Raw genomic sequence first — 20,021 nt, forward strand, 5'->3', positions numbered from 1 at the left:
GTCCCCGCCGCCCCCAGTCCCCGCAAATGCGCGCGCGTTTGCCATCCGCGCGCGATTTCGCGCCCGATCACCTCGCTATTCCGCGCGCACCTGACGAATGCGCGCGCGTTTGCCCCCCTGCCCCCCGCCGACGCGGTCGGCTCACTTACTCGGCGAGTCCTCTTCCGTCACCGAATCCGGCTCATCGTACGTGACGGTGATGTCCTGAAATCCCTTGTTGCGCTGCGCTTCTGCCTGGCCGGTGTAGGAGTTCTTGTCACCCTCGGTGAGTTCGACGTTGTCGGTGAACGGTGTCAACAGTGCCCGGGGATGTAGGTGGTCGACGCGTACGGCGTTGATTTCGATGCACAGCACGATCAGCACAGACGAGACGTAGAGAAAACCGAGCAGACCGAGGACTATCGCGAAGATGCCGTTGCTGGCGCTGGCATTGCCGACGACATAGCGAATGTAGATGCCGCCGAACGATTGCAGCGCCTGCCAGATCACGGCGGCGATCGCGGCACCGGGCAGAACCTCGCGCACGCTCAGGGCGCGAGCGGTCCCGATTCGGAACGCAGCGGTGAAGACCACGGCGTTGACCACGACCGCTCCGACGAGTGCCAGTGCACCGCCGGCAAACCCGAACACGCCCGAGGATGCGACTCCGTTGAGAACGGTCAGGCCGATGATGGCGGTGCCGACGGTACTGAGCAGCAGCAGCCCCCGCAGCCGACCCTTGATCGGATCCGGTTGTTCGTTTCGCGGGACGGACCATGCGGTGTTCATCGCGTACTGCGCGGCCAGTGACACCCCGAGTCCGCCGTACAGCGACCCCACCACGCCGATGACGATGGCCGTTGTTCCGCCGCTGAGTCGATCCGGCTGACCGAGTTGATCACCGATGACGGGGATCTGGCTCATTGCCGAATCGATGATGCGGGTCTGCAGTTCCGGGTCACCGGCCAGAACGATTCCCAGCACGGTGGTGAAGAGCAGCAACAACGGAAACAACGACAGGAACGAGTAGTACGCGATGAGAGCCGCGAGATATCCACCTCGGTCGTCGAGAAACTTGTACAGAACCGCGAGCGGGAAACCCGCCGACGGGTGTCTGCGCTGAAAGCTGTCCACCTTGCCGACCATCATCGATCGAATGTATCCGCCGCGCCGCTGCTGGAAACGTTGCCCGCGCACGTATCCTGTGTGACCCAGATCTCAGCGACCCGGCGTGCGCTTTTCGGTTCGAGCCTCGACCAACTTCTGACACCGCACGAAACGAGAAGGGAACTCACATGAGCTTCATCGACAAGGCCAAGAACGCTGCAGAAGATGCCATCGGCAAGGCCAAGGAAGTTGTGGGCGACGCCACCAACAACAAGGACCTCGAGGCCGAGGGCAAGAAGGACCAGGGTTCGGCAGGCGTGAAGAAGGTCGGCGAGAACATCAAGGACACCTTCAAGTAGGTCGCATTCGCGAGGGCCGTCGATCTCCGGATCGACGGCCCTCGCTGCATTCTCGGGTGTCGCTGCCGATGCACTTCGGTTCTAGGTACAACCTCCTGATGACAACGTATAAAGTGCACGGAGTCGACATTGTCGGCCGATACGGGCGTCCAGCAGAAGGCGTGTTCGTGGATCTCTCCGGCGAAGGCGGCGGAGGTCTTGTGCGAGAGGACTCTCTGAATGTCGCAACCATCGACCGGTGTACAGCTTCCCGGGTCTTCCCCCGCATCGTCGCTCGCCGAATTCGCGCGCTCCCTGCGCGACACTCGTCGGTCGATGCCGGAGACGGTGAGCGAGATTCTGCGCACAGCGATCCGGCTCATCCCGGGCGCGACCGTGGGATGTGTCACCACGGTGCGCAAAGGCGTGCGTACCGTCGTAGCGTCCACCGACCCCCTTGCCGAGAAGCTGTGTCGGCTTCAGTACGAGCTCGACGAAGGCCCGATTCCCACCGAGGTTCGCCACTTCGACGTCGTCGTATCGCACGACCTCACGGCGGAACCGAGATGGCCGGAGTTCGCGGTTCTGGCCGTGAAAGAGGGCTTCAAGTCCTTGGCGGCGTTTCAGCTCTTCAGCAATGCCGATGACCTCGGTGCGTTGATTTTCTACAGCGGCGAGCAGGGGGCCTTCGACGCCGACGCGGTCGAGATCGGCGAAGCCCTCGCAGCGCATGCCGCCATCGCGATGCTCAGCGCCCGCGACAACGAGCAGTTCCGGACCGGCCTGGCCAGTCGAGACATCATCGGCCAGGCCAAGGGCATGATCATGGAGCGCTACGACCTGGACGCGGTGCAGGCGTTCGATCTTCTGGCCAAGCTGTCACAGCAACAGAATCTCCCTCTGCACCGTGTGGCTCGTGACCTGGTGGAGACCGATCACCCGACGAACTCGACCTTCTGACGACCCGACGGGTTTCGATTCTCTGCTCACGAGGAATGGCTGTCAGTGGTATCGGCAGACAACACGCGATACCCGCGGGCGGTTATGTCGTTGAGACAACAGCGATCGACCGCTCGTCGCTACTGCTCCGGTTGGCACCTCGGACACCACCATGTCCGACGCCGATCGGGGTCACCGGGAACCTCCGCGACCACCCGAATCGACGTTCCACACCGCAGACACGGCTTTCCGGCTCGACCGGCGACCCAGTGCGCACGGCCCTTTCGTGTGTCTCCGGTGGTCACCTGCATCGCACCGGGAACTGTCGCCGAATGACGCATCGCTCGCTCGAGTAACGCGACCGATCTCTGCGCGTCGACATCACTCGACGGCGTCCAGGGCCACATCCCTCGGAGGAAGCAGAGCTCGTTCGCCCACAGATTTCCCGGCCCGGCGATCACCCGCTGGTCCAGCAACGTCGCGATGATCGGCCGCCGTCCCTGGGCGGCAATGTTGGCACTTGCGCGCTCGGCGTCGAACGTCGGATGCAGCGGGTCCGGTCCGAGATGCGCGATCAGCGCGTTCATGTCCCGCGTGTGTCCGTAGTCGACGACCGGCAGCAGAATTCCGTACGCCGTGGGCCCGTCGACCGTGGCGAGCCGGACGCGCACGTCGGGTCGGATGCGCTGCGGAATCGAGCGACCGGCCCGCACGACCGTCCACGATCCGCTCATCCGCAGATGCGTGTGCAGCGTGGTGTCGTCGTCGAAATCGGTGAGCAGATGTTTGCCGTGCGTCCGATGCGCGACGACGGTCCGGCCGGCCAGATTCTCCACTGCGTGCGCGGGCACCTGAAGCCTTCCGGCCCGCAACGATGCGCCGTCCAATGCTCGACGCAATCTCGCGGCCAATACGAACACGGTGTCACCTTCGGGCATGCGTGCTGTGTATCCCGGCTACGGAAAACGCAATCCGACGCCGCTCCTCACGGTGCAACCGACGACCGAAGGATGCCCGACGGCGTCGGCCGCAACACCGACGCGAGTTCCGCCAAGGGCACCGGCGCCTCGACGAGGGTCTCCCATGGATACTTCGCACCGGTGTCGTGCAGGAAGGCGACAGCCCGGTGGAGGTGACGAGGCTCGTAGTTGTGGATTCCGGTGATCGTCAGCCAGTTCCGCACCACTGCTTCGGGGTCGACGGCGATGGGTGCACCCGGCGCGACGGATCCGGCGAGCACGAGCCGCCCACCGATGTCGAGTCGCCCCAGGGCCGCCTGCACGGCCGAGGACGATCCGGAGAAGTCGATGGCCACATCCGTCCGTTCACCGTCGTCCTCCGCGGCCCCGAATACACGAGCTTGTCTCTGCCGCGCCGGGTCTCGATCGAGAACCGACACCGCTGCTCCTCGCTCGCTCGCCGCCGCGGCGGCGGTGACCCCCAGCATTCCTGCTCCGACGATCAGTACCCGTCGGCCGTCGACGACACCGGCGGCGTCGAGAGCGGCCATCACCGTCGCCGTCGCACACGCTGCGGGCGCGGCGACGGCGTCGGGCATGGTGTCGGGAATCCGGGCCACTGCGGTTCCGCGCGGGAGCACGATGTGTCGAGCGTAGGAGCCGCTGAGAACCCATGTGCTCTCGGCAGACTCGTGGCCCACCTTGCGCACGGACGAGCACTTGGCCGTGAACCCGCGGACGCATCGACTGCACCTGCCGCAGGGCACGGTCACCGACCAGACGATCCGATCCCCCACCTCCGCAGCCGACGTCGCGTCACCGACGGCAACCACACGACCGACGGCCTCGTGCCCGAGTACAGACGGGCACGCACCGTGTCGTCGCCCGGACACGGTGTGCAGGTCGCTGCCGCACACCGTGGCGAGGTCGACTCGCACCAGCAGGCCTCCCGGCTCGAGAGCGGGAATTCCTATGTCCCACATCTCGATCCCGCTCCCCGTCCAGACAGCGGCCTGCGTCAGACCAACAGTGATCTGATCCATCCGGAGATCCTTTCCACGATGTACACGACGACGAAGATGACGAGAACGATTGCACCGGCGACGTCGAAGTTCAGGGTACGAATCGACTCGAAGAGCAGGAAGCCGATACCGCCTGCACCGACTATCCCCAGGATCGTGGAGGTCCGAATGTTCACGTCGAGCAGATACAGGCTCGAACCGACCATCGACGGAATGGCCTGAGGAACAACGGCACTCAGAGTCCGGTTCCACCACCCGCCACCGACCGACGCCACCGCGTCGAGGGGACCGGGGTCGATCTCCTCGATCGCATCGGCGACGAGCTTGCCCAGGAATCCGACGGATCCGATGGCCAGTGCGCAGGTTCCCGCCACCGGACCCAGTCCGAGCGCTGCAACGAACACAACGGCGAGGATGAGTTCGGGGACGGCGCGAACCAGCAGGATCCAGGATCTCGCGACCCAGTACACCGCGGGATGCGGAGTTGCGTTGCGCGCAGCCAGGACTCCGACGGGTATGGACAGTACGATTCCGATTGCGGTGGCCACGACTCCGATGGCGACGGTCTGCACGGCGGCGTCGAACAGGTCCGCTCCCAGTGCGGAGAAATCCGGTGGGACCATTCGCCCGAACACCTCGACAGACGGTCCGATCCACGTCAGCAGCGACCGCGGATCCAGCTCGAGGACCACTAAGGACGCCACGACCGCGACGACGAGCACGGCCGACGCCCCGATTCGCATCAGTCGATCGCGCTGTGGGCCTGCCGCGGACGGCACCAGCAGCATGCGGCGAAGAGCCATCGCCGCCAATTCCATCGCGGCGATGATCACCAGGATCACCAGCACGATTCCGAGAGCACGCGGGTAGATCAGTCCGCGCAGAGCGTCCTGAAGGGCGAAGCCGATACCGCCTGCCCCGACGAAGCCGAGGACCACCGACATGCGCAGGTTGATGTCGATTCGATAGACGAAGGCTCCGATCCAGGCCGGAACAACCTGCGGAACAACGGCGTTGATCATCTCCCGGTAGTAACCGGCGCCAGCGGCACGGAGCGCCTCTCGCGGTCCCACATCGGTCTCTTCGATGGCGTCGGCGAACAATTTGCCGAGCATGCCGATGGAATGCAGTGCGAGCGCGAGGATGCCGGGCAGCACACCGATTCCCAACGCCCTGACGAACAGCACCGCGAACAGCAGATCCGGCATCGCCCGGCAGAAGGTGATGACGGCGCGAGCGATGCTGTACAGGATCGGGTGCGGCGAGGTGTTCCGCGCCGCGAGAAACGCCAGCGGTACCGAGACGATCGCGGCGAGCACAGTGCCCAGTACCGCCATGAGCAGTGTGTCGAGCGCGAGGGAGACGATCCTGCCGGTGTCGTCGACGCGGGGCGGCAGCATCCGCTCGAGTAGGTTGCCGACATCCTCCAGACCGTCGATCAAGGTCGTAGGCGCAAAGTCGATGTAGCCCGCCGAGAGCACGGTGAGAACGAGGGTGGCGACACCCAGCGCCGGGAACAACCATCGACGTCGCCGCGGATGATCCTGTACTGCAACGTTCGTGGGCTTCGGTTCCACGGTGACGGTCATGTCGGTGCCACCGTGGTCATGTTCCCTGGGTCGGGCGCGATCCTCTGATAGATCGGCATGATGTCCTCGCGCCGAAGACCGACGGCGGGGCGATCGAGCACCACCCGGCCGTCTCGCAGACCCACGAGGCGATGCGCCCAGCCGAGCGCGAGATCGACCTGATGCAGGGTGCACACCACGGTCAGCTTCTCTTCACTGCACACTCGCTGCAACAAGTCCATGACCACGCCTGCGTTCTCGGGGTCGAGTGAGGCGACGGGCTCGTCCGCGAGCACGATCCGCGGACGCTGCATCAGGGTTCGCGCGATTGCCACCCGTTGCTGCTGACCACCGGACAGAGTGTCGGCGCGGCGTTCGGCGAAGTCCGCCAACCCGACTCGGTCGAGGCACGCCCTGGCTTCCTCCCGCATCGCTTTCGGGTAGGTGAGCGCGCCGTAGCGCGGAATCGACAGGCGGCCGATGCCACCCACGAGTACGTTCTCGAGGCAACTCAACCGGCCCACGAGATTGAAGTGTTGAAAGATGAACCCGACGTCTCGGCGCAGTTCGCGTACTCGGCGCCGGTTCGCGAGGTCGACGCGAATGTCGAGTGCAGTGACGCTCCCCGAGGTGACGGGATGCAGACCGTTGATGCATCGCAGCAGCGTCGACTTGCCGGAGCCGGAAAGCCCGAGCAGTACCAGCATTTCACTGCGGTGCACGTCGAGGTTCACGTCCTGCAGCGCGGTGGTCGACCCGAACGTCTTGGTGACGTTGCGGACGCTGACCACCACGTCGCGCGGGTCCATCGGTGCGGATTTCATCAGCCCTGGCACTTCTCGGAACCGGTGACCTCGCATACGTGGCGCACGCCGTCGTAGTCGCTGTCCTGTGCCGGCACGACGCCCCAGGCGTCCTCGTCGGTGATGCGGCATTCCTCGGCGCAGATGCCGTCGGCGATGAAGGCATCCGAGTTCATGCCCTCGCTGAACACGTCCTGGAGTTTCGCGATGGCCTCGCTGCCGAGGTCGTTGTTGGCCGCGAAGAGCGATCCGGCGATCATCTCGGACTTCCACACCGTCTTGAGCTCACCCGGTGCGAGCTCGCCGTTGTCGATCATCGTGCGGTCGACCATGGTGTCGAATGCGAACCCGGCGTCGCAGTCACCGGCCTTGACTCCAAGTGCCGATGCGTCGTGCCCGCCCGCGTAGATCGGGGTCATGGCGGCGGAGATGTCTGCCTCCGAACCCGAGGTGATGACATCGTCCTCGATCAGTCCCGCTGTCGGATAGAGGAACCCGGAGGTCGAGCTCGGGTCGACGAAGCAGACCTTCTTGCCTGCGTAGTCGGCGAGACCGTTCACCGAGGCATTGTCCGAACGGGCGATTCCGTAGGACTGGTATCCGGGCGGACTTGCCTCGTCCTGAACGACGGCACCCAGCGGCGTCATGTCGGCTCCGTTGATTCCGGCAACGACGTAGGCGAAGGGACCGAAGAACGCGATGTCGACGTTGCCCGCGATCAAGCCCTCGACCACACCGGCGTAGTCCGAGGCCTGGACGAAGTCGACGGTCGCTCCGGTCTCGTTCTCGAGCCGCTCGATGACCGGGTCGTAGCTGGCTTTCAGATCCGTCGAGTTCTCGGCGGGAATTGCAGCGAGCGTGATGGTTTCGGGGAATCCCTGCTCGGTGGTGGCTCCCTCGGAGGAGCCCGAGCAACCGGCTACGACCAGAGCCGCGGCAGAGAGCACGGCTGCGGCGGTTCCGGCACGACGGCGAGAGGTGGTGATCATGGCATGGTTTCCGTTCGGTGACGTTCGAGTGTGGTGGTTGTTCGGGGCAGAGCTGTTCAGGGCAGAAGGACGGGCGGAAGGTCGGCGACGCTGTCGAGCACGTGGGTGGCACCCGCCTCGCGCAGCTGATTCTCGGAGTGAGCTCCGGTGAGCACACCGATCAGCAGAGATGCGCCGGCGCGGCGGCCGGACAGGATGTCGCTGGAGGTGTCACCGACGACGGCGACGGCGGACATGTCGGTCACCTCGGCGAGCAGGGCGGCCGACAGGACGAGATCGGGGTACGGACGGCCGCGACCGGCGCTCCCGGGTGCGAGGAACGCGTCGGGCAGATCCCGCCAGCCGAGCGCGTCGATGATGCGGTTCTGGGTGGGTGCCGAGAATCCGGTCGTCAGAACGACGGCGACTCCGGATTCGCGAAGCTTCGTGATCGCTTGGGCCGCACCGGGTACGGGTGAGACCCCGTCGTCGATGCGAGCGTCGTACGCCGACTCGAAGGCACGGTTGGCGGCCTGAGCACGGTCCTCTGCTCCGAACAGTGCACGAAACACCTCGATCTTGGACTGGCCCATCGTGTCCAGGACATAGCGGCGGGCCTCGTCACGTTCGGGACCGGCGTCGGCGAGTCCGACGGCGGTGGCAGCGGCATCGAACGATTCGAGGACCAGACCGTCGTCGGTGACCGTGGTTCCGGCCATGTCCAGAACGACGAGTTCGAAGGCCGTGCGGGTGTTCGGGCTGGTGGAGTTCGGCATGAGGGAGACACTGCCGTTTGGTATAGACCAATACGTGGAACTCGGGTGAACAGGCCGTGAACGTCGTACGACGAATAGGTCTAGACCAATTACTGCTATGGTTGGTCCATGGTCGTGGACACCGAACCTCGCGTACTCAAGCACCAGATCGTCCGCAGAAGTCTCGACGCCATGCTCGACGGCATGTCGGCGGGCGATGCGTTTCCTTCCGAGCGCGATCTCGCCGATCGATACGACGTGTCCCGCGAGACATTGCGTCAAGCCATCCGAGAACTGTTGGTAGCCGGTCGAATCGAACGACGGGGCCGTGCGACGGTTGTGGCCGAACCCAAAGTGGTGCTGCCGCTGGCCGTCGGCTCGTACACCGAGGCCGCACGCGAGAAGGGTATGAGCGCTACCCGAATCCTGGTCGGTTGGGACGTGTTCCGAGCCGACGACGTTCTGGCGGAACTACTCGGCATCGAGACCGGTTCGGAGGTGGTCCAACTCGAACGCGTCTTCACCACCGGTGACGTCCGAGTCGGACTGGAGACGACTCGCATTCCCGCGTATCGGATTCCCGGGTTGCAGGACAGTTTCGATCACCGTTCCTCGCTGTACGCCGAATTGGCCGCACGGGGAATCGCTTTCGGACGCGTAGTCGACACCATCGAAACCGTCCTCCCCGATGCCCGAGAAGCCGCACTGCTCACCGTCGACACCCGGACACCGATGTTTCTGCTCGGCCGCGTCTCCTACGACACGGCCGGGGTTCCCATCGAACACCGACGATCGCTCTATCGCGGAGACCGGATGACCTTCACCGCTGTCATGGACGCCTGACATGACCTCTCGAGAAAGACGCCTGACATGACATCGACGTACGACGTCGTGGTCGTCGGGGCCGGCATCGTCGGTCTCGCACACGCTTATCACGCCCATCGGCGTGGGCTCACCGTGGCGGTGGTCGATCATGCCGATCGTGTCGCAGGTGCCTCGGTGCAGAATTTCGGACACGCCTGCATCACTGCGCAATCCGGCACTGCACTCGAATACGCTCGAGTCGGCCGCAGTCATTGGCTCGACCTTGCAGGCAAGGCCGGCTTCTGGGCTGCGGAAGCGGGGACGCATTGTGTTGCCCGGCACGAGGACGAATACACGGTGCTCGAGCAGTTCGCCGAACTGCGAGGTAAGGAGCAGGTACAACTGCTCGACCGCGCCGAGATATCGAGCCGACTGCCCATCGCGCACGCCGACGTCGTAGGCGGCATGTACATGCCGACCGATGTTCAGGTCGACCCGCGTGCCGCCGCACCTGCCATCGCGCGCTGGCTCGCCGACTCCGGGGTGGACTTCCACTGGCGCACCGCTGCAACGTCGTTCACCCCGGGTGTCGTCCACACCTCGCGCGGCGAGCTGCATGCCGGCACCACGTTCGTCACCGTCAACCACGACATCGATCGCCTGTTTCCCGAGAGCGCCGAACGCGGCGGACTGGTGCGATGCAGGCTGCACATGCTGCGTGCCACGCTGCCGCTGCGTGCGCCGCTGCCCACCCCACTGTTCACCGGCTGGTCCCTGCTCCGGTACTCGGGTTTCGAGAACCTGCCGGCCGTCGCAGACGTCGCCGCCCGCCTGCAGGCCGAGTATCCCGAGTACGTCGAACTCGACCTGCACCAGATGTACACCCCGCAACCGGACGGCTCGATCCTGCTGGGCGACACACATGTTCGCGAGATCACCGCGTCGCCGTTCCAGAGCGAGCGCGGATTCGAGGTGTTGGTCACCGAAGCGAAGGCCCTGTTCGGGGTCGACCGCGTGGACGTCACGGAGCGGTGGCAGGGAACGTACTGCTCGGCACCGGGCTCGGAGTTCCTGCTGGAAGAACCGGTCGATCGCGTGTACGTCGCCACCGTCACCACCGGAATAGGCATGACGACAGCCATGGGCCTTGCGCTGTCCAACGTGGACAGCGCTCTGACCCCGGTCGCGCGGCGAGAGACCCGCCCTCGGCTCACCGCGCACAACTGAGCACATCTTCGTGTCAAGATGTAGCCATGCCGCCCGTCGTTCGTCCCTACCGAGGCGTCGCCGCCGACGAACGTCGACGTGAGCGACGCGAGAAGCTGCTCGACGCGTGCCTCGACGCCGTAGCGGAGTCCGGTGTCTCCACCGTCACGGTCGACGACATCTGTGCCCGCGCCGGCCTTTCCAAGCGCTACTTCTACGAGAGCTTCGGTGACCGCGACGCCATCCTCGTCTCTGCACTCGACGACGTGATCGATACCGTGGGAACCGCACTGAACGAGCTCGAGCAGGAACATGGATCGACGGAAGAACGCGTCGCACACACCGCCGCGGCCTTGGTGCGCGCTCTCACCGCCGATCCACGGTCCTCCCTGCTGTACACCGAGGCGTCGGCCAATCCCGCACTCGAGGACCGGCGCCGACAGATGGTCGACAGGTTCACCCCACTGCTGATGAAAGCAGTGCTCGACGCCGATCCTGCGGACCCCCGCGCCGAGGCAGCCACCGTGCTGATGATCGCCGGGACGACCGAACTTCTCGACCGATGGCTGCGCGGCACTCTGACATTCACCGAAGCCGAGTTCGTCGACACGTTGACCGCGCTCGGCGTCGCCCTGGCAACCTCGTTCTGAGTCGCGGGATCCGCACCTGTCGGCGCAGTCACCCGAGCAGGCTCTGACCCAGATAGCCGTCGTCGACCACTCCCGGCAGTATCGCGAACACCGCGGACCCGATCGGCGTCGTCCATTCGTTCAGTGCATCGAACTCGTCGAGGCGCTGCTGAATCGGTAGGAACTGGGTCAGCACATCGCGCTGATAGCTCGCGAACAGCAGCCCGGAGTTCGATACCGAACCGGGAGCAGGTGGATCGTCGTAGTTGTACGCCCGCCGGAAGATTCGCTCGCCGTCGTGAAGGTGCCGTGCCCTCGCGATGTGCGAGGACGGCGGGATGACCGGAATGCCGAATCGATCCGTCACGTCGAAATCGGCCTCGTCGAACTCTGCGGTTCCGGTCAACGGGGCACCGGTGTCGAGAGTTCTCCCCACCGACAACTCCCGGCCCGGTCGGTCCAGTTCGTCCCAGGTGTCCATCTCGATTCGTATGCGACGCAACACCATCGACGTTCCGTGCTGCATCCAGGGCTGGTCGCTGCCGTCGTCCCAGACCAGGCCGTCGAAGTCGGTACTTCCGGCCTTCGGATTGACGGTACCGTCGACCTGCCCCATCAGATTGCGCATCGTGGTGCCCGATTCCTCGGTACCCCGCGAGCGCCGGAACCCGCGCTGCGTCCAGGCGATCGTCACCAACGAGCGAACGTTCTTGGTGAGTACCCGAAGGGCGTGTGCAACGGTGACAGGATCGTCCGAGCACACCTGCAGCAGCAGATCTCCACCGGTGAATTCCGGTTCCAGACGGTCGATTCCGAAGGCAGGAAGCGGTGCCAGCCACGACGGCCGCCGATCCGGCAGACCGATCGCATCGAACACGCCGGGGCCGAGTCCGACGGTCACCGTCAGGCGTGCGGGCCGAAGCGCCAGTTCGGCTTCGGTATCGGCCAGCGCGGGTGCACCGGCAGTGAGCCGTCCGATGTCCTCGGTCCAGACCTTCAGAATCCCGATCAGCTCGTCGCGCCCGACTCGATCGTGCAAGGTCAGCCCGACGAACGTCGAGTGTGCCTGTGGCGGAACCGTATCGATGCCCGCTTGACGCAGGCCACGCCACGGCACCGTGTCACCTCCGGTGGCCGTCTCCTCGGCCCGGTTGCCGATGATTCCGTAACCGGTCGCGGCTCCCACCCCCGCGACTCCGAGCGCGGCGACGCCTCCACCGAGGAGACGTCGCCGGCTCAGCGAGCGTGGTGACCGGTTGTCGTTGTCAGCCACCGGGTGTCGGGGCAGGGGTTGCCGACCCGTCCATGTCCATGTCCATGTCCATGTCCATGCTGCCCGGCTCGTAGTTCTCCTGGGCACCGGAGAAGTCACGAACCTGCGCGGTGAACGTCGTACTCGACGCATCCTCGAACTCGAGAGTGAACTCCGCGTCGGCTCCTGGAGTGAGCGGAGAGGTCACATCCATGAGCATCAGATGGTCGCCGCCCGCGGCGAGCACATGCGTTCCGCCCGCCGGAATGACGAAGCCGCCCTCCTTCGGACGCATCACCATCGCTCCGTCGGCCCCGGTTGCCATCTCGTGCAGTTCCATTGTGCTCGACGCCGGCGACGACGCACCGACCACGTGCACATCGGAGTCGCCGGTGTTCTGCAATTCGGCGAACGCCGCGGTCATACCGGAGTCGGCGGCTTTGACCCATTGCTCGCGGACGACAACGGAATCGGACTCCTTCGCCGCGGCGACCGGCTCGTTGCTGGAACATCCGGTGAGGATCAGACCGGTGACCGACAGTGCGGCCAACATGGTCGAGGTACGTCGGGAGAGTGTCATGCGAGTTCGCTTTCGTGTCGAGAGGCAGCAGCATTGGCGGTTCTGGTCCGTGCTCGACGGATCGAGCCGAGGACCACGTCGACGGCGAGGAACGCCACCAGGCTCAGCCCGAGGAGTGGGACGAACCAGCCGACAGCAACCGCGACAACCGTCAGTGCGACGACGGACATCGGTGAGATTCGGCGAATGCCGCCGCGCAGCGGGGGACGCCCCGCAGTGAGGCCGGTTGCCTTGGTGGGACGGCGTTTCCACCACATCATGTAACCGCGGACGATGACCGATGCCAGAGCGACCGCAAGTGCAAGCAGCGCAAGCTGATTGGCTACACCGAACAGAGTCCCCATGTGCAGTTGGATACCCCAGGCCGAGAGCTTGGCAGCAAGGGGCCAGTCGGAGAAGTACAGGGTGTCGATCACCGTGCCGGTACTGCCGTCGATCGAGATGGAGTTGTTCGACATCACCCAGGGCTGACGGGTCTCGGCGACGACGAACGCTGCGTCGTCCGACGCCGGGATCGACGCCTCCACCGCCCCGTCGATACCGTTGGCCTTCGCGATGCCGAGGACCGAATCGATGCGACCGACGTTGTCGTCGGTCATCGACGCGTCGGCCGACATGTCCATCGAATGACCGCCGTGACCGGAGTGGTCACCCGTCGTCGTCGCCTCGGAGGAACCGATGGTCTTGGTGATGGCGGGGGTGGTCCAGCTCAGCGCCGTGCGGAGGTCGGTGACGTTCTCGCCCGCGTAGGTGGACCACGTGAGTCCGGTGGCGGACAGGAAGATCAGACCCACAGCGATCCAGATTCCCGCCACTCCGTGCCAGTTCAACGACCGATTGCGCCCATTCGACTTGCGATCGAAAGTGAGCAGTCGTGCCTTGTCGCGGTTGCGTCGATAGCGCTCGAACCACAGGTAGAGGCCGCCGAGCGCGATCACCCACAGCCACGAGGCGGCGAGTTCGCTGTAGAGGCGACCGGGTTCACCCAGGTGCAGATGGCGATGCAGCTCGGAGATCCAGGTACGCGCAGGCAATGAGCCGGACGAGCCGTACACCGTCAGCTCGCCCATGGAGGTCGCGGTCGCGGGATCGACGAAGACGGCCAGCCGCTTCGATTCACCGAGGGTGGGGTCGGTGAACATCACTCGGGTGGTGTCGCCTGCTTCGGCTGCGGGGCGAACGGCGGCGACGGTGAGATCGGGTCGTTCGGCCTGCGCTGCGCGTATCTGATCCGCTACCGGCACGGCCGGGCCGGTGGCGTCGACGTGCAGGTAGTCCCGATACATGAGTTGTTCGATGGTCGGTGCGACGGCGTACAGCCCGCCGCTGATGGTGGCGATGAGAATGAACGGTGCAACGAGAATGCCCGCATAGAAGTGCAGCCGCAGGATCAGCGGACGCCAGCTGCGAGGGCTTGTCGGACGGGTGGGCGGGGAAGGATCGGCGACGCGTTCCATTTCGGGTGTGGACACGAGGTCTCGTTTCGTGAAGAGATGAGTGGGCGCGCGGATGTGCGCGAGGTGGCATCGCCTACGGGACCGGGCCGCGCGGAGGCAGCGTGAATCACCGAGAGTGCGATGTGCGGTGTCGAATGCGGCAGCAACCCACTACCCGACGCCTGACGAGCAGGGCGGGCGAGACAGTGGGGTGTGCTCAGGCAGTCCGAGCCGGTGGTCCGCGGTTTCCGCAGCCCGAAAGGTCGAGAAGTCGTGGTGATCCCGGGATCCGGTACACCGGGAGTGGTGGGGCGATACGATTGTCGTCGACGACGAGCGCTGCCAGCATCGGCAGTGTTTCGCGGAGCGAGGTGACCGCGCGCCGGATTCCGTGCTCGGCTCCGCGGATGGCAAGTGCGCCGAACAGAACGGCAACGGCGTGCGCGGCGAGCATCTGCTGGGTGAGCATCGAACCGTGATGGTGACCGTCGACGGCGGTGAGCAGCAGGTGACCGATCGCCTGCGCCGTGGCCAGAACGACCAGCAGCTGCGCCCGGGGTGCTCCCGCTGTCGGTGCCACCGATGTCGCGTATCCGGCCGCCGCGCACACGAGCACCAGCAGCACTATCGCCGCGTCCGAGGGGAACATCCCACCGCCGAAGGTGTGTGCCGTGGCTGTGACCAGTGCGGACAGCGCGCCCACGGAGGCACCGCGCAGAGGCGCGAACCCATCCGTGGTGGCAGACATGAACGGGATACTACTACCAACTACTCGTCGTAGTAGCACGCAGCGGGCCGGCGAGCAGTCAGGACTTACCCACGACGGCCACGATCAACTCCGTCAGCTCCTCGGTTGCCTCGTCACGGGTGAGTGACCCCGAGACAGCGGCATGTGACAACGCATCCGCAGCACCGAAGATCGCCGTGAGCGCGGGCGTCGAGATACCACCGATGCTGAACGGCTCGAGTATCGCTCGGCAACGTTCGGAGTACGCCCGCTCGGCAGCGCGCTTGACCTGTTCGAGTTCCGGTGAACCTTCCAGCGCAGCAAGCACACCCGTCAGCTCCCGCCCCTGAGCCAAAGCGCAACCCACGTAGGAGTTCGCAATCGCCCGTGCGCGGCCGTCCAGCGACACCGATGCGGCGTCGAGGGATTCCTCGAGCATGGCCGTTTGCCGGTCGTCGAATTCCGTGAACAACGCTGCGAGCAATTCCGCACGTGAGCCGAAGTGGCTGTACACCACGGGCTTTGCAACACCGGCGTGTTCGGCCAGCCGGCCCAATGTCAGCGCGTCGGCGCCCTCGGCCCGCACGAGAGCCCACGAGACCTCGACCAGTTGGTCGTATCTGTCCGATCTGGACAGTCTCGTCCGAGCCATCACGGGCCTCCTTGCGCTATATACGAATAGTAACCTACTCTTGGTACATAGCCGTTCGCCTCATCGAAGGAACCAGCCATGACCACACTTGTCGTAGTTTCCCATTCCGATCCCGACTCCCTCACCCACCGTGCCGCCGGATCCATTTCGGACGCGATCCGCACCGCGGGCGACACGGTCGAGACGGCCGACCTCGCTGCGGAGAACTTCGATCCCCGATTTTCCACAGCTGACCTGAATCTGTTCCGCGGCAACGGAACCGTGCCTGCTGACGTAGTTGCAGAGCAACAGAGAATCGACCGAGCCGACCACCTGGTTCTGGTCTTCCCGATGTACTGGTGGTCGATGCCCGCCCTGCTGAAAGGGTGGATCGATCGCGTCTTCGTCAGCGGATGGGCGTACGAGTACAGCCCGGGAGTCGAGTTCGTCAAGAAGCTGGATCGCCTCACCGTCCACCTGGTGGTGATCGCAGGCGACGACGCCGAGAGCTTCGAACGCCACGGCGTGTACGACGCATTCCGCACACAGATCGAGCGCGGTATCGTCCAATACTGCGGAGCCACAGTCGGTTCCACCACATTCGTGTACGAGTCGGACACCAGAGACCGGGACGACCTCGCTGCCCAGATCACCGATATCGGTATCGCTGTTGCCGGTCGGACACGACATCGGCCACCGAGCGTCGACACTCGTCACACGCCGGCACTGGCCGACTCGAATCGAGTTGCTGCGATGCAGAACCGGTAAGGAGGCATCGTCCGGTCAGGCCGGCGTCAACCGAAAGATCGGGAACCGTCGCCCCTCGGCTGTCTCGACGTACTTCGCGAAGCCCTCGGACGCGTCCAAGAATTTCTGCCAGTTCGCGTCCCACTCGTCGTCGGGGATTTCCGACACGGTCACCGAGATGGTGCGGACGGCACCGTCTCCGGGAACCTCGACGTCGATTGCCGGGTGTGCGCGCAGGTTGTGCACCCAGGCAGGATCCTTGGGTGAGCCGGCGGCCGACCCGACGATCAGCCAGCTTTCGCCCTCCGGGATCGCCATCAAGGGGTTCAACCGAACCTCGCCGCTCTTGGCACCTATGGAGTGCAGAACGACGAGCGCATCGCCGAACCCCGCCGTGGACACATGTCCGCCGTTGCTGCGGAACTCATCGATGATCATCTGGTTGAAGTCGGCCATACAACGAGTATGACGCGCAGCACGTCGCACCGGACGTGATCGCATCCTGCGATTTCCATCGATGAGAACCAAAGGTTAGCCTGTGCTCATACGCACCTCGGTGCGCACCGCCGTCGGGCGATCCCCGACGGCTCGTTGCTGTCTGAACCCGAAGGACAATCTCACATGCTCGATGTTCGTCGCCGCGCAGGCACCCTCGCCGCCGCTGCCGCCCTGGTCGGATCGCTCGTCGCGTGCGGAGCATCCGAGGAGGTGCCGGACGCGGCCGCGGAAGCCACCGATGGTGGGACGTCCTATCCGCTGACTATCGAGAACTGCGGCGAAACGGTCACCTTCGACTCCGCCCCGCAGCGCGTGGTCTCGCTCGACCAGAACTCCACCGAAATCCTTCTCTCACTCGGTGTGCAGGACCGTATGGTGGGCACCGCGTCCTGGACCGATCCGGTCCGCGAGAACCTCGCCGACGCGAACGCCTCGGTTCCCCGACTGGCCGACAACGCCCCCACCTACGAGGTCGTGGTCGATACCGAACCCGACCTCGTCACCGCATCGTTCGGACGCCACTTCGAGCAAGGTGGCGTCGCTCAGCGGTCACGCTTCACCGAAACCGGTGCCGCCACGTACCTTTCACCCACCGACTGCGACGCCGGCCGCAGTGTCAACGGAGGCAACACCCGAACGACGCCGCTCACGATGGAGTCGCTGTACCAGGAGATCACCGAACTCGCAGCGATCTTCGACGTCAACGAGCGCGGTGCCGAGTTCGTCGACGAACTGAAGACCCGCATGGCCGACGCCACCGCTACCACGGCCGAATCGGATGTCTCCGTGGCATTCTGGTTCGCGGACACCAAGAGTCCGTACATCGCAGGCGGACGGGGATCGGCAGATCTACTCGCCAGATCGGTCGGCATGACGAACGCCTTCGCCGATACGGACGACGACTGGCCTGCTGTCGGCTGGGAGACCATGGTGGATCGGGATCCGACCGTCCTGGTATTGGGCGACCTGGCGCGCAACCGCTTTCCCGGTGACCTGCTCGCCGACAAGATCGCATTCCTGGAGTCCGACCCCGTCACCAGCACGATGGCCGCCGTCCGAGACAAGCACTACATCTCCTTGCACGGTGCAGAGATGAATCCGTCGATTCGGGCCGTCGACGGCGTCGAAAAGGTGTCGGCCGGACTGCGCGACCTGGGACTGTCGTCCTGACCGCGACCATCACCCGCCCGCGCATCGCCCAGCGATCGCAGACCTCCCGCCACCTGTGGCGTTGGGTGGCTGCCCTGCTGGGCGGTGTCGTGCTGTGCGTGGTGTCGATCCTCGTCGCCATCACCCTCGGGCCGGCGAACATCTCACTGGTCAACGTGCGCGATGTGGTGCTCAACCATCTCGGCGTCACCGACATCCCGGTGAAGGTATCGAAGAACGCGATCATCTGGGAGGAGCGACTCCCCCGTGCGCTCGTCGCCGCAGCCAGTGGCGTCGGACTCGGCATCTGCGGTGTCATCATGCAATCGCTCCTGCGTAATCCGCTGGCGGACCCGTTCGTACTCGGCGTCTCCTCGGGCGCCTCGACGGGTGCCGTCGTGGTCGGCGTTCTCGGTATCGGCGGGGCCGCACTCGGGCTGTCCGGTGGTGCGTTCATCGGGGCGCTCGTCGCGTTCGGACTGGTGTTGTTTCTCGCCCGAATGTCCGGCAGTGGAAACGATCGCGTCATCCTCGCCGGTGTCGCGACCACTCAATTGTTCTCGGCCCTGACGTCTTTCGTGATCTTTGCATTCGCGGACTCGGACGAGACGCGCGGCGTGATGTTCTGGCTCCTCGGTTCGTTCGAGGGTGTGCGATGGAACGACGTCGTGCTGTGTGTGACCGTGGCCGGCATCGGCGCGGTGGTGTGCTGCTACTACGCGTATGTGCTCGACGCGTTCGCGTTCGGCAACTCGGTGGCGTCTTCGCTCGGCTTCGATGTCAAGAGGGTCCGCTCGGCTCTGCTCGTCGGCACCGCCCTGATCACCGCGACGTTGGTCAGCGTGGCCGGTGCCATCGGTTTCGTCGGCCTCATCCTTCCGCACGCAGCGCGACTGTTGGTGGGTCCCAACCACAGCCGCCTCGTGCCCACCACTGCCGTCATCGGCGCGATCTTCATGGTGTGGGTCGACGCCCTCTCCCGAGTCGCGTTCGCCCCGACCCCACTGCCCGTGGGCGTCGGGACCGCGCTGGTCGGCGTTCCCGCCTTCATCGCAATCATGGCCCGTAAGAGGGGAATTCGATGACACTGCACGCGTCGAACGTCTCCTGGAAACGCGGCGGCTCTCTGGTCGTCGACGGAGTGACGCTGCACCCCGCGCCCGGCCGAACGGTGGGATTGTTGGGGCCCAACGGTTCCGGAAAGTCCTCACTGCTCCACCTGCTGGCCGGGGCGGTATCGCCCACCTCAGGCACCGTCGAACTGGACGGCACCGGGCTCGCTTCGCTCAAGCGCAAACACATTGCCCGCGCCGTCGCGGTCGTCGGGCAGCACGCGCACACCGACGTCGACGTGACGGTCGGCGATGTCGTGCGTCTGGGACGCATCCCGCATCGGGGGGCGTTCGGTGGAAGCGACCTGGACGACATCGCCGTGGACGATGCGCTCGCGCAGACCGGACTCACCGACAAAGCGGATCGATTGTGGCGCACGCTCTCCGGCGGTGAGCAGCAGCGGGCGCATATCGCACGCGCTCTCGCCCAGCAGCCCCGCGAGATGTTGCTGGACGAGCCGACCAACCACCTCGACATCCATCACCAGCTCGAATTACTGGCCCTCGTCGCTCGTCTGCCGATCACCAGCATCGTTGCGCTGCACGACCTGAACCTGGCCGCGATGTTCTGCGACGAGGTGTTGGTGCTCCAAGACGGCAAGGTCGTCGCAGGAGGCACACCTGCGGACGTGCTGACCGAAGAACTCATCGCCGAGGTGTATCGAGTGCGGGCGCGCGTTTCGGTGGACGGGGACGACGGACGAGTGCACATCCGCTTCGATGCAGCGGCCGGGTACGAGACCGTCGATGGGAAGCAGGACACCAGCGTGACAGCGGTTTCTCGCCTCTGATCGGCATCGGATTGCAGTCCC

General features: G+C 65.1%; 22 protein-coding genes. 9 read left to right on the plus strand and 13 right to left on the minus strand.

Translation table 11 applies throughout. The features are described from left to right. Positions 1-141 precede the first annotated feature (141 nt). Positions 142-1,125: a YihY/virulence factor BrkB family protein gene (locus tag CH295_RS04670; RefSeq protein ID WP_094740266.1), complete on the minus strand. Its 984-nt coding sequence runs from the start codon at positions 1,123-1,125 to the stop codon at positions 142-144. Between the two features lie 149 nt (positions 1,126-1,274). On the opposite strand from CH295_RS04670, the gene CH295_RS04675 reads away from it, so the two are divergent. Both CH295_RS04675 and CH295_RS04680 read left to right on the plus strand, forming a co-directional pair. Continuing rightward, positions 1,275-1,445, plus strand: a complete 171-nt coding sequence (locus CH295_RS04675) for a CsbD family protein (RefSeq protein WP_027495724.1) — start codon at positions 1,275-1,277, stop codon at positions 1,443-1,445. Between the two features lie 219 nt (positions 1,446-1,664). After that, on the plus strand, positions 1,665-2,384 hold the full coding sequence (locus CH295_RS04680; RefSeq protein ID WP_094739923.1) for a GAF and ANTAR domain-containing protein: 720 nt from the start codon (positions 1,665-1,667) through the stop codon (positions 2,382-2,384). 119 nt (positions 2,385-2,503) lie between these two features. Here CH295_RS04680 and CH295_RS04685 read toward each other — a convergent pair whose 3' ends face one another. From CH295_RS04685 to CH295_RS04710, 6 genes are read right to left on the minus strand one after another with little or no spacing between them, the layout of a single operon-like run. Beyond that, positions 2,504-3,301 carry a DNA-formamidopyrimidine glycosylase family protein gene (locus CH295_RS04685; protein WP_094739924.1) on the minus strand — a complete coding sequence of 266 codons (798 nt, stop codon included), beginning with the start codon at positions 3,299-3,301 and terminating at the stop codon, positions 2,504-2,506. 47 nt (positions 3,302-3,348) lie between these two features. Beyond that, the gene (locus tag CH295_RS04690) at positions 3,349-4,365 is read right to left on the minus strand and encodes a zinc-binding dehydrogenase (RefSeq protein WP_094739925.1); all 1,017 of its coding nucleotides are present in this window, start codon (positions 4,363-4,365) and stop codon (positions 3,349-3,351) included. After that, entirely contained in the window at positions 4,341-5,933 is a 1,593-nt protein-coding gene (gene phnE, locus CH295_RS04695) for a phosphonate ABC transporter, permease protein PhnE (protein WP_094739926.1), read from the minus strand. The genes CH295_RS04690 and phnE overlap by 25 nt, the downstream gene beginning before the upstream one ends. After that, positions 5,930-6,736, minus strand: a complete 807-nt coding sequence (gene phnC, locus CH295_RS04700; protein WP_170945751.1) for a phosphonate ABC transporter ATP-binding protein — start codon at positions 6,734-6,736, stop codon at positions 5,930-5,932. The genes phnE and phnC overlap by 4 nt, the downstream gene beginning before the upstream one ends. Next, entirely contained in the window at positions 6,736-7,704 is a 969-nt protein-coding gene (locus CH295_RS04705) for a phosphate/phosphite/phosphonate ABC transporter substrate-binding protein (protein ID WP_037194408.1), read from the minus strand. The genes phnC and CH295_RS04705 overlap by 1 nt, the downstream gene beginning before the upstream one ends. 56 nt (positions 7,705-7,760) lie before the next feature. Then, positions 7,761-8,459, minus strand: a complete 699-nt coding sequence (locus tag CH295_RS04710) for a phosphonatase-like hydrolase (RefSeq protein WP_037194405.1) — start codon at positions 8,457-8,459, stop codon at positions 7,761-7,763. A gap of 108 nt (positions 8,460-8,567) precedes the next feature. Here CH295_RS04710 and CH295_RS04715 point away from each other — a divergent pair, with 108 nt between their 5' ends. Genes CH295_RS04715 through CH295_RS04725 form a run of 3 tightly spaced genes read left to right on the plus strand, consistent with a single transcriptional unit; the run spans position 8,568 to position 11,098 of the window. Continuing rightward, positions 8,568-9,281 (plus strand): GntR family transcriptional regulator, encoded by a 714-nt coding sequence (locus tag CH295_RS04715; RefSeq protein ID WP_037194403.1) that lies wholly within the window; start codon positions 8,568-8,570, stop codon positions 9,279-9,281. A gap of 27 nt (positions 9,282-9,308) precedes the next feature. Then, entirely contained in the window at positions 9,309-10,469 is a 1,161-nt protein-coding gene (locus CH295_RS04720) for a TIGR03364 family FAD-dependent oxidoreductase (protein WP_094739927.1), read from the plus strand. Positions 10,470-10,495: 26 nt separating this feature from the next. Beyond that, positions 10,496-11,098, plus strand: a complete 603-nt coding sequence (locus CH295_RS04725) for a TetR/AcrR family transcriptional regulator (protein ID WP_037194399.1) — start codon at positions 10,496-10,498, stop codon at positions 11,096-11,098. A 28-nt stretch (positions 11,099-11,126) separates the two neighbouring features. Here CH295_RS04725 and CH295_RS04730 read toward each other — a convergent pair whose 3' ends face one another. The 5 genes from CH295_RS04730 to CH295_RS04750 form a co-directional block, all read right to left on the minus strand. Beyond that, complete coding sequence (locus CH295_RS04730; protein WP_094739928.1) at positions 11,127-12,350, minus strand: Dyp-type peroxidase; 1,224 nt, start codon at positions 12,348-12,350, stop codon at positions 11,127-11,129. After that, positions 12,343-12,909 carry a copper chaperone PCu(A)C gene (locus tag CH295_RS04735; RefSeq protein ID WP_094739929.1) on the minus strand — a complete coding sequence of 189 codons (567 nt, stop codon included), beginning with the start codon at positions 12,907-12,909 and terminating at the stop codon, positions 12,343-12,345. Before CH295_RS04735 ends, CH295_RS04730 begins: the two co-directional genes overlap by 8 nt. Next, positions 12,906-14,381: a PepSY-associated TM helix domain-containing protein gene (locus CH295_RS04740; protein WP_252341906.1), complete on the minus strand. Its 1,476-nt coding sequence runs from the start codon at positions 14,379-14,381 to the stop codon at positions 12,906-12,908. The genes CH295_RS04735 and CH295_RS04740 overlap by 4 nt, the downstream gene beginning before the upstream one ends. Before the next feature lie 181 nt (positions 14,382-14,562). Beyond that, positions 14,563-15,093 (minus strand): hypothetical protein, encoded by a 531-nt coding sequence (locus tag CH295_RS04745; RefSeq protein ID WP_037194391.1) that lies wholly within the window; start codon positions 15,091-15,093, stop codon positions 14,563-14,565. A gap of 58 nt (positions 15,094-15,151) precedes the next feature. After that, positions 15,152-15,724 carry a TetR/AcrR family transcriptional regulator gene (locus tag CH295_RS04750; RefSeq protein ID WP_094739931.1) on the minus strand — a complete coding sequence of 191 codons (573 nt, stop codon included), beginning with the start codon at positions 15,722-15,724 and terminating at the stop codon, positions 15,152-15,154. 78 nt (positions 15,725-15,802) lie between these two features. On the opposite strand from CH295_RS04750, the gene CH295_RS04755 reads away from it, so the two are divergent. Further along, positions 15,803-16,471: an NAD(P)H-dependent oxidoreductase gene (locus CH295_RS04755; protein ID WP_094739932.1), complete on the plus strand. Its 669-nt coding sequence runs from the start codon at positions 15,803-15,805 to the stop codon at positions 16,469-16,471. 15 nt (positions 16,472-16,486) lie between these two features. Here the strand turns inward: CH295_RS04755 and CH295_RS04760 are convergent, their stop codons facing one another. Continuing rightward, positions 16,487-16,906, minus strand: coding sequence for a nitroreductase/quinone reductase family protein (locus tag CH295_RS04760; RefSeq protein WP_094739933.1), 420 nt, complete (start codon positions 16,904-16,906; stop codon positions 16,487-16,489). 165 nt (positions 16,907-17,071) lie between these two features. On the opposite strand from CH295_RS04760, the gene CH295_RS04765 reads away from it, so the two are divergent. The 3 genes from CH295_RS04765 (at position 17,072) to CH295_RS04775 (ending at position 20,000) form a co-directional block, all read left to right on the plus strand. Further along, a complete protein-coding gene (locus CH295_RS04765) occupies positions 17,072-18,118 on the plus strand; it encodes an ABC transporter substrate-binding protein (protein WP_094632922.1) in 1,047 nt (348 codons plus the stop codon). 65 nt (positions 18,119-18,183) lie between these two features. Beyond that, positions 18,184-19,182, plus strand: a complete 999-nt coding sequence (locus tag CH295_RS04770; protein WP_502694464.1) for a FecCD family ABC transporter permease — start codon at positions 18,184-18,186, stop codon at positions 19,180-19,182. Beyond that, positions 19,179-20,000, plus strand: a complete 822-nt coding sequence (locus CH295_RS04775) for an ABC transporter ATP-binding protein (RefSeq protein WP_094739934.1) — start codon at positions 19,179-19,181, stop codon at positions 19,998-20,000. Before CH295_RS04770 ends, CH295_RS04775 begins: the two co-directional genes overlap by 4 nt. The last annotated feature ends 21 nt before the right edge of the window (positions 20,001-20,021 follow it).

Origin of the sequence: Rhodococcus sp. 14-2483-1-2 (genome assembly GCF_002259405.1) — a bacterium.
Classification (GTDB): Bacteria; Actinomycetota; Actinomycetes; order Mycobacteriales; family Mycobacteriaceae; genus Rhodococcoides.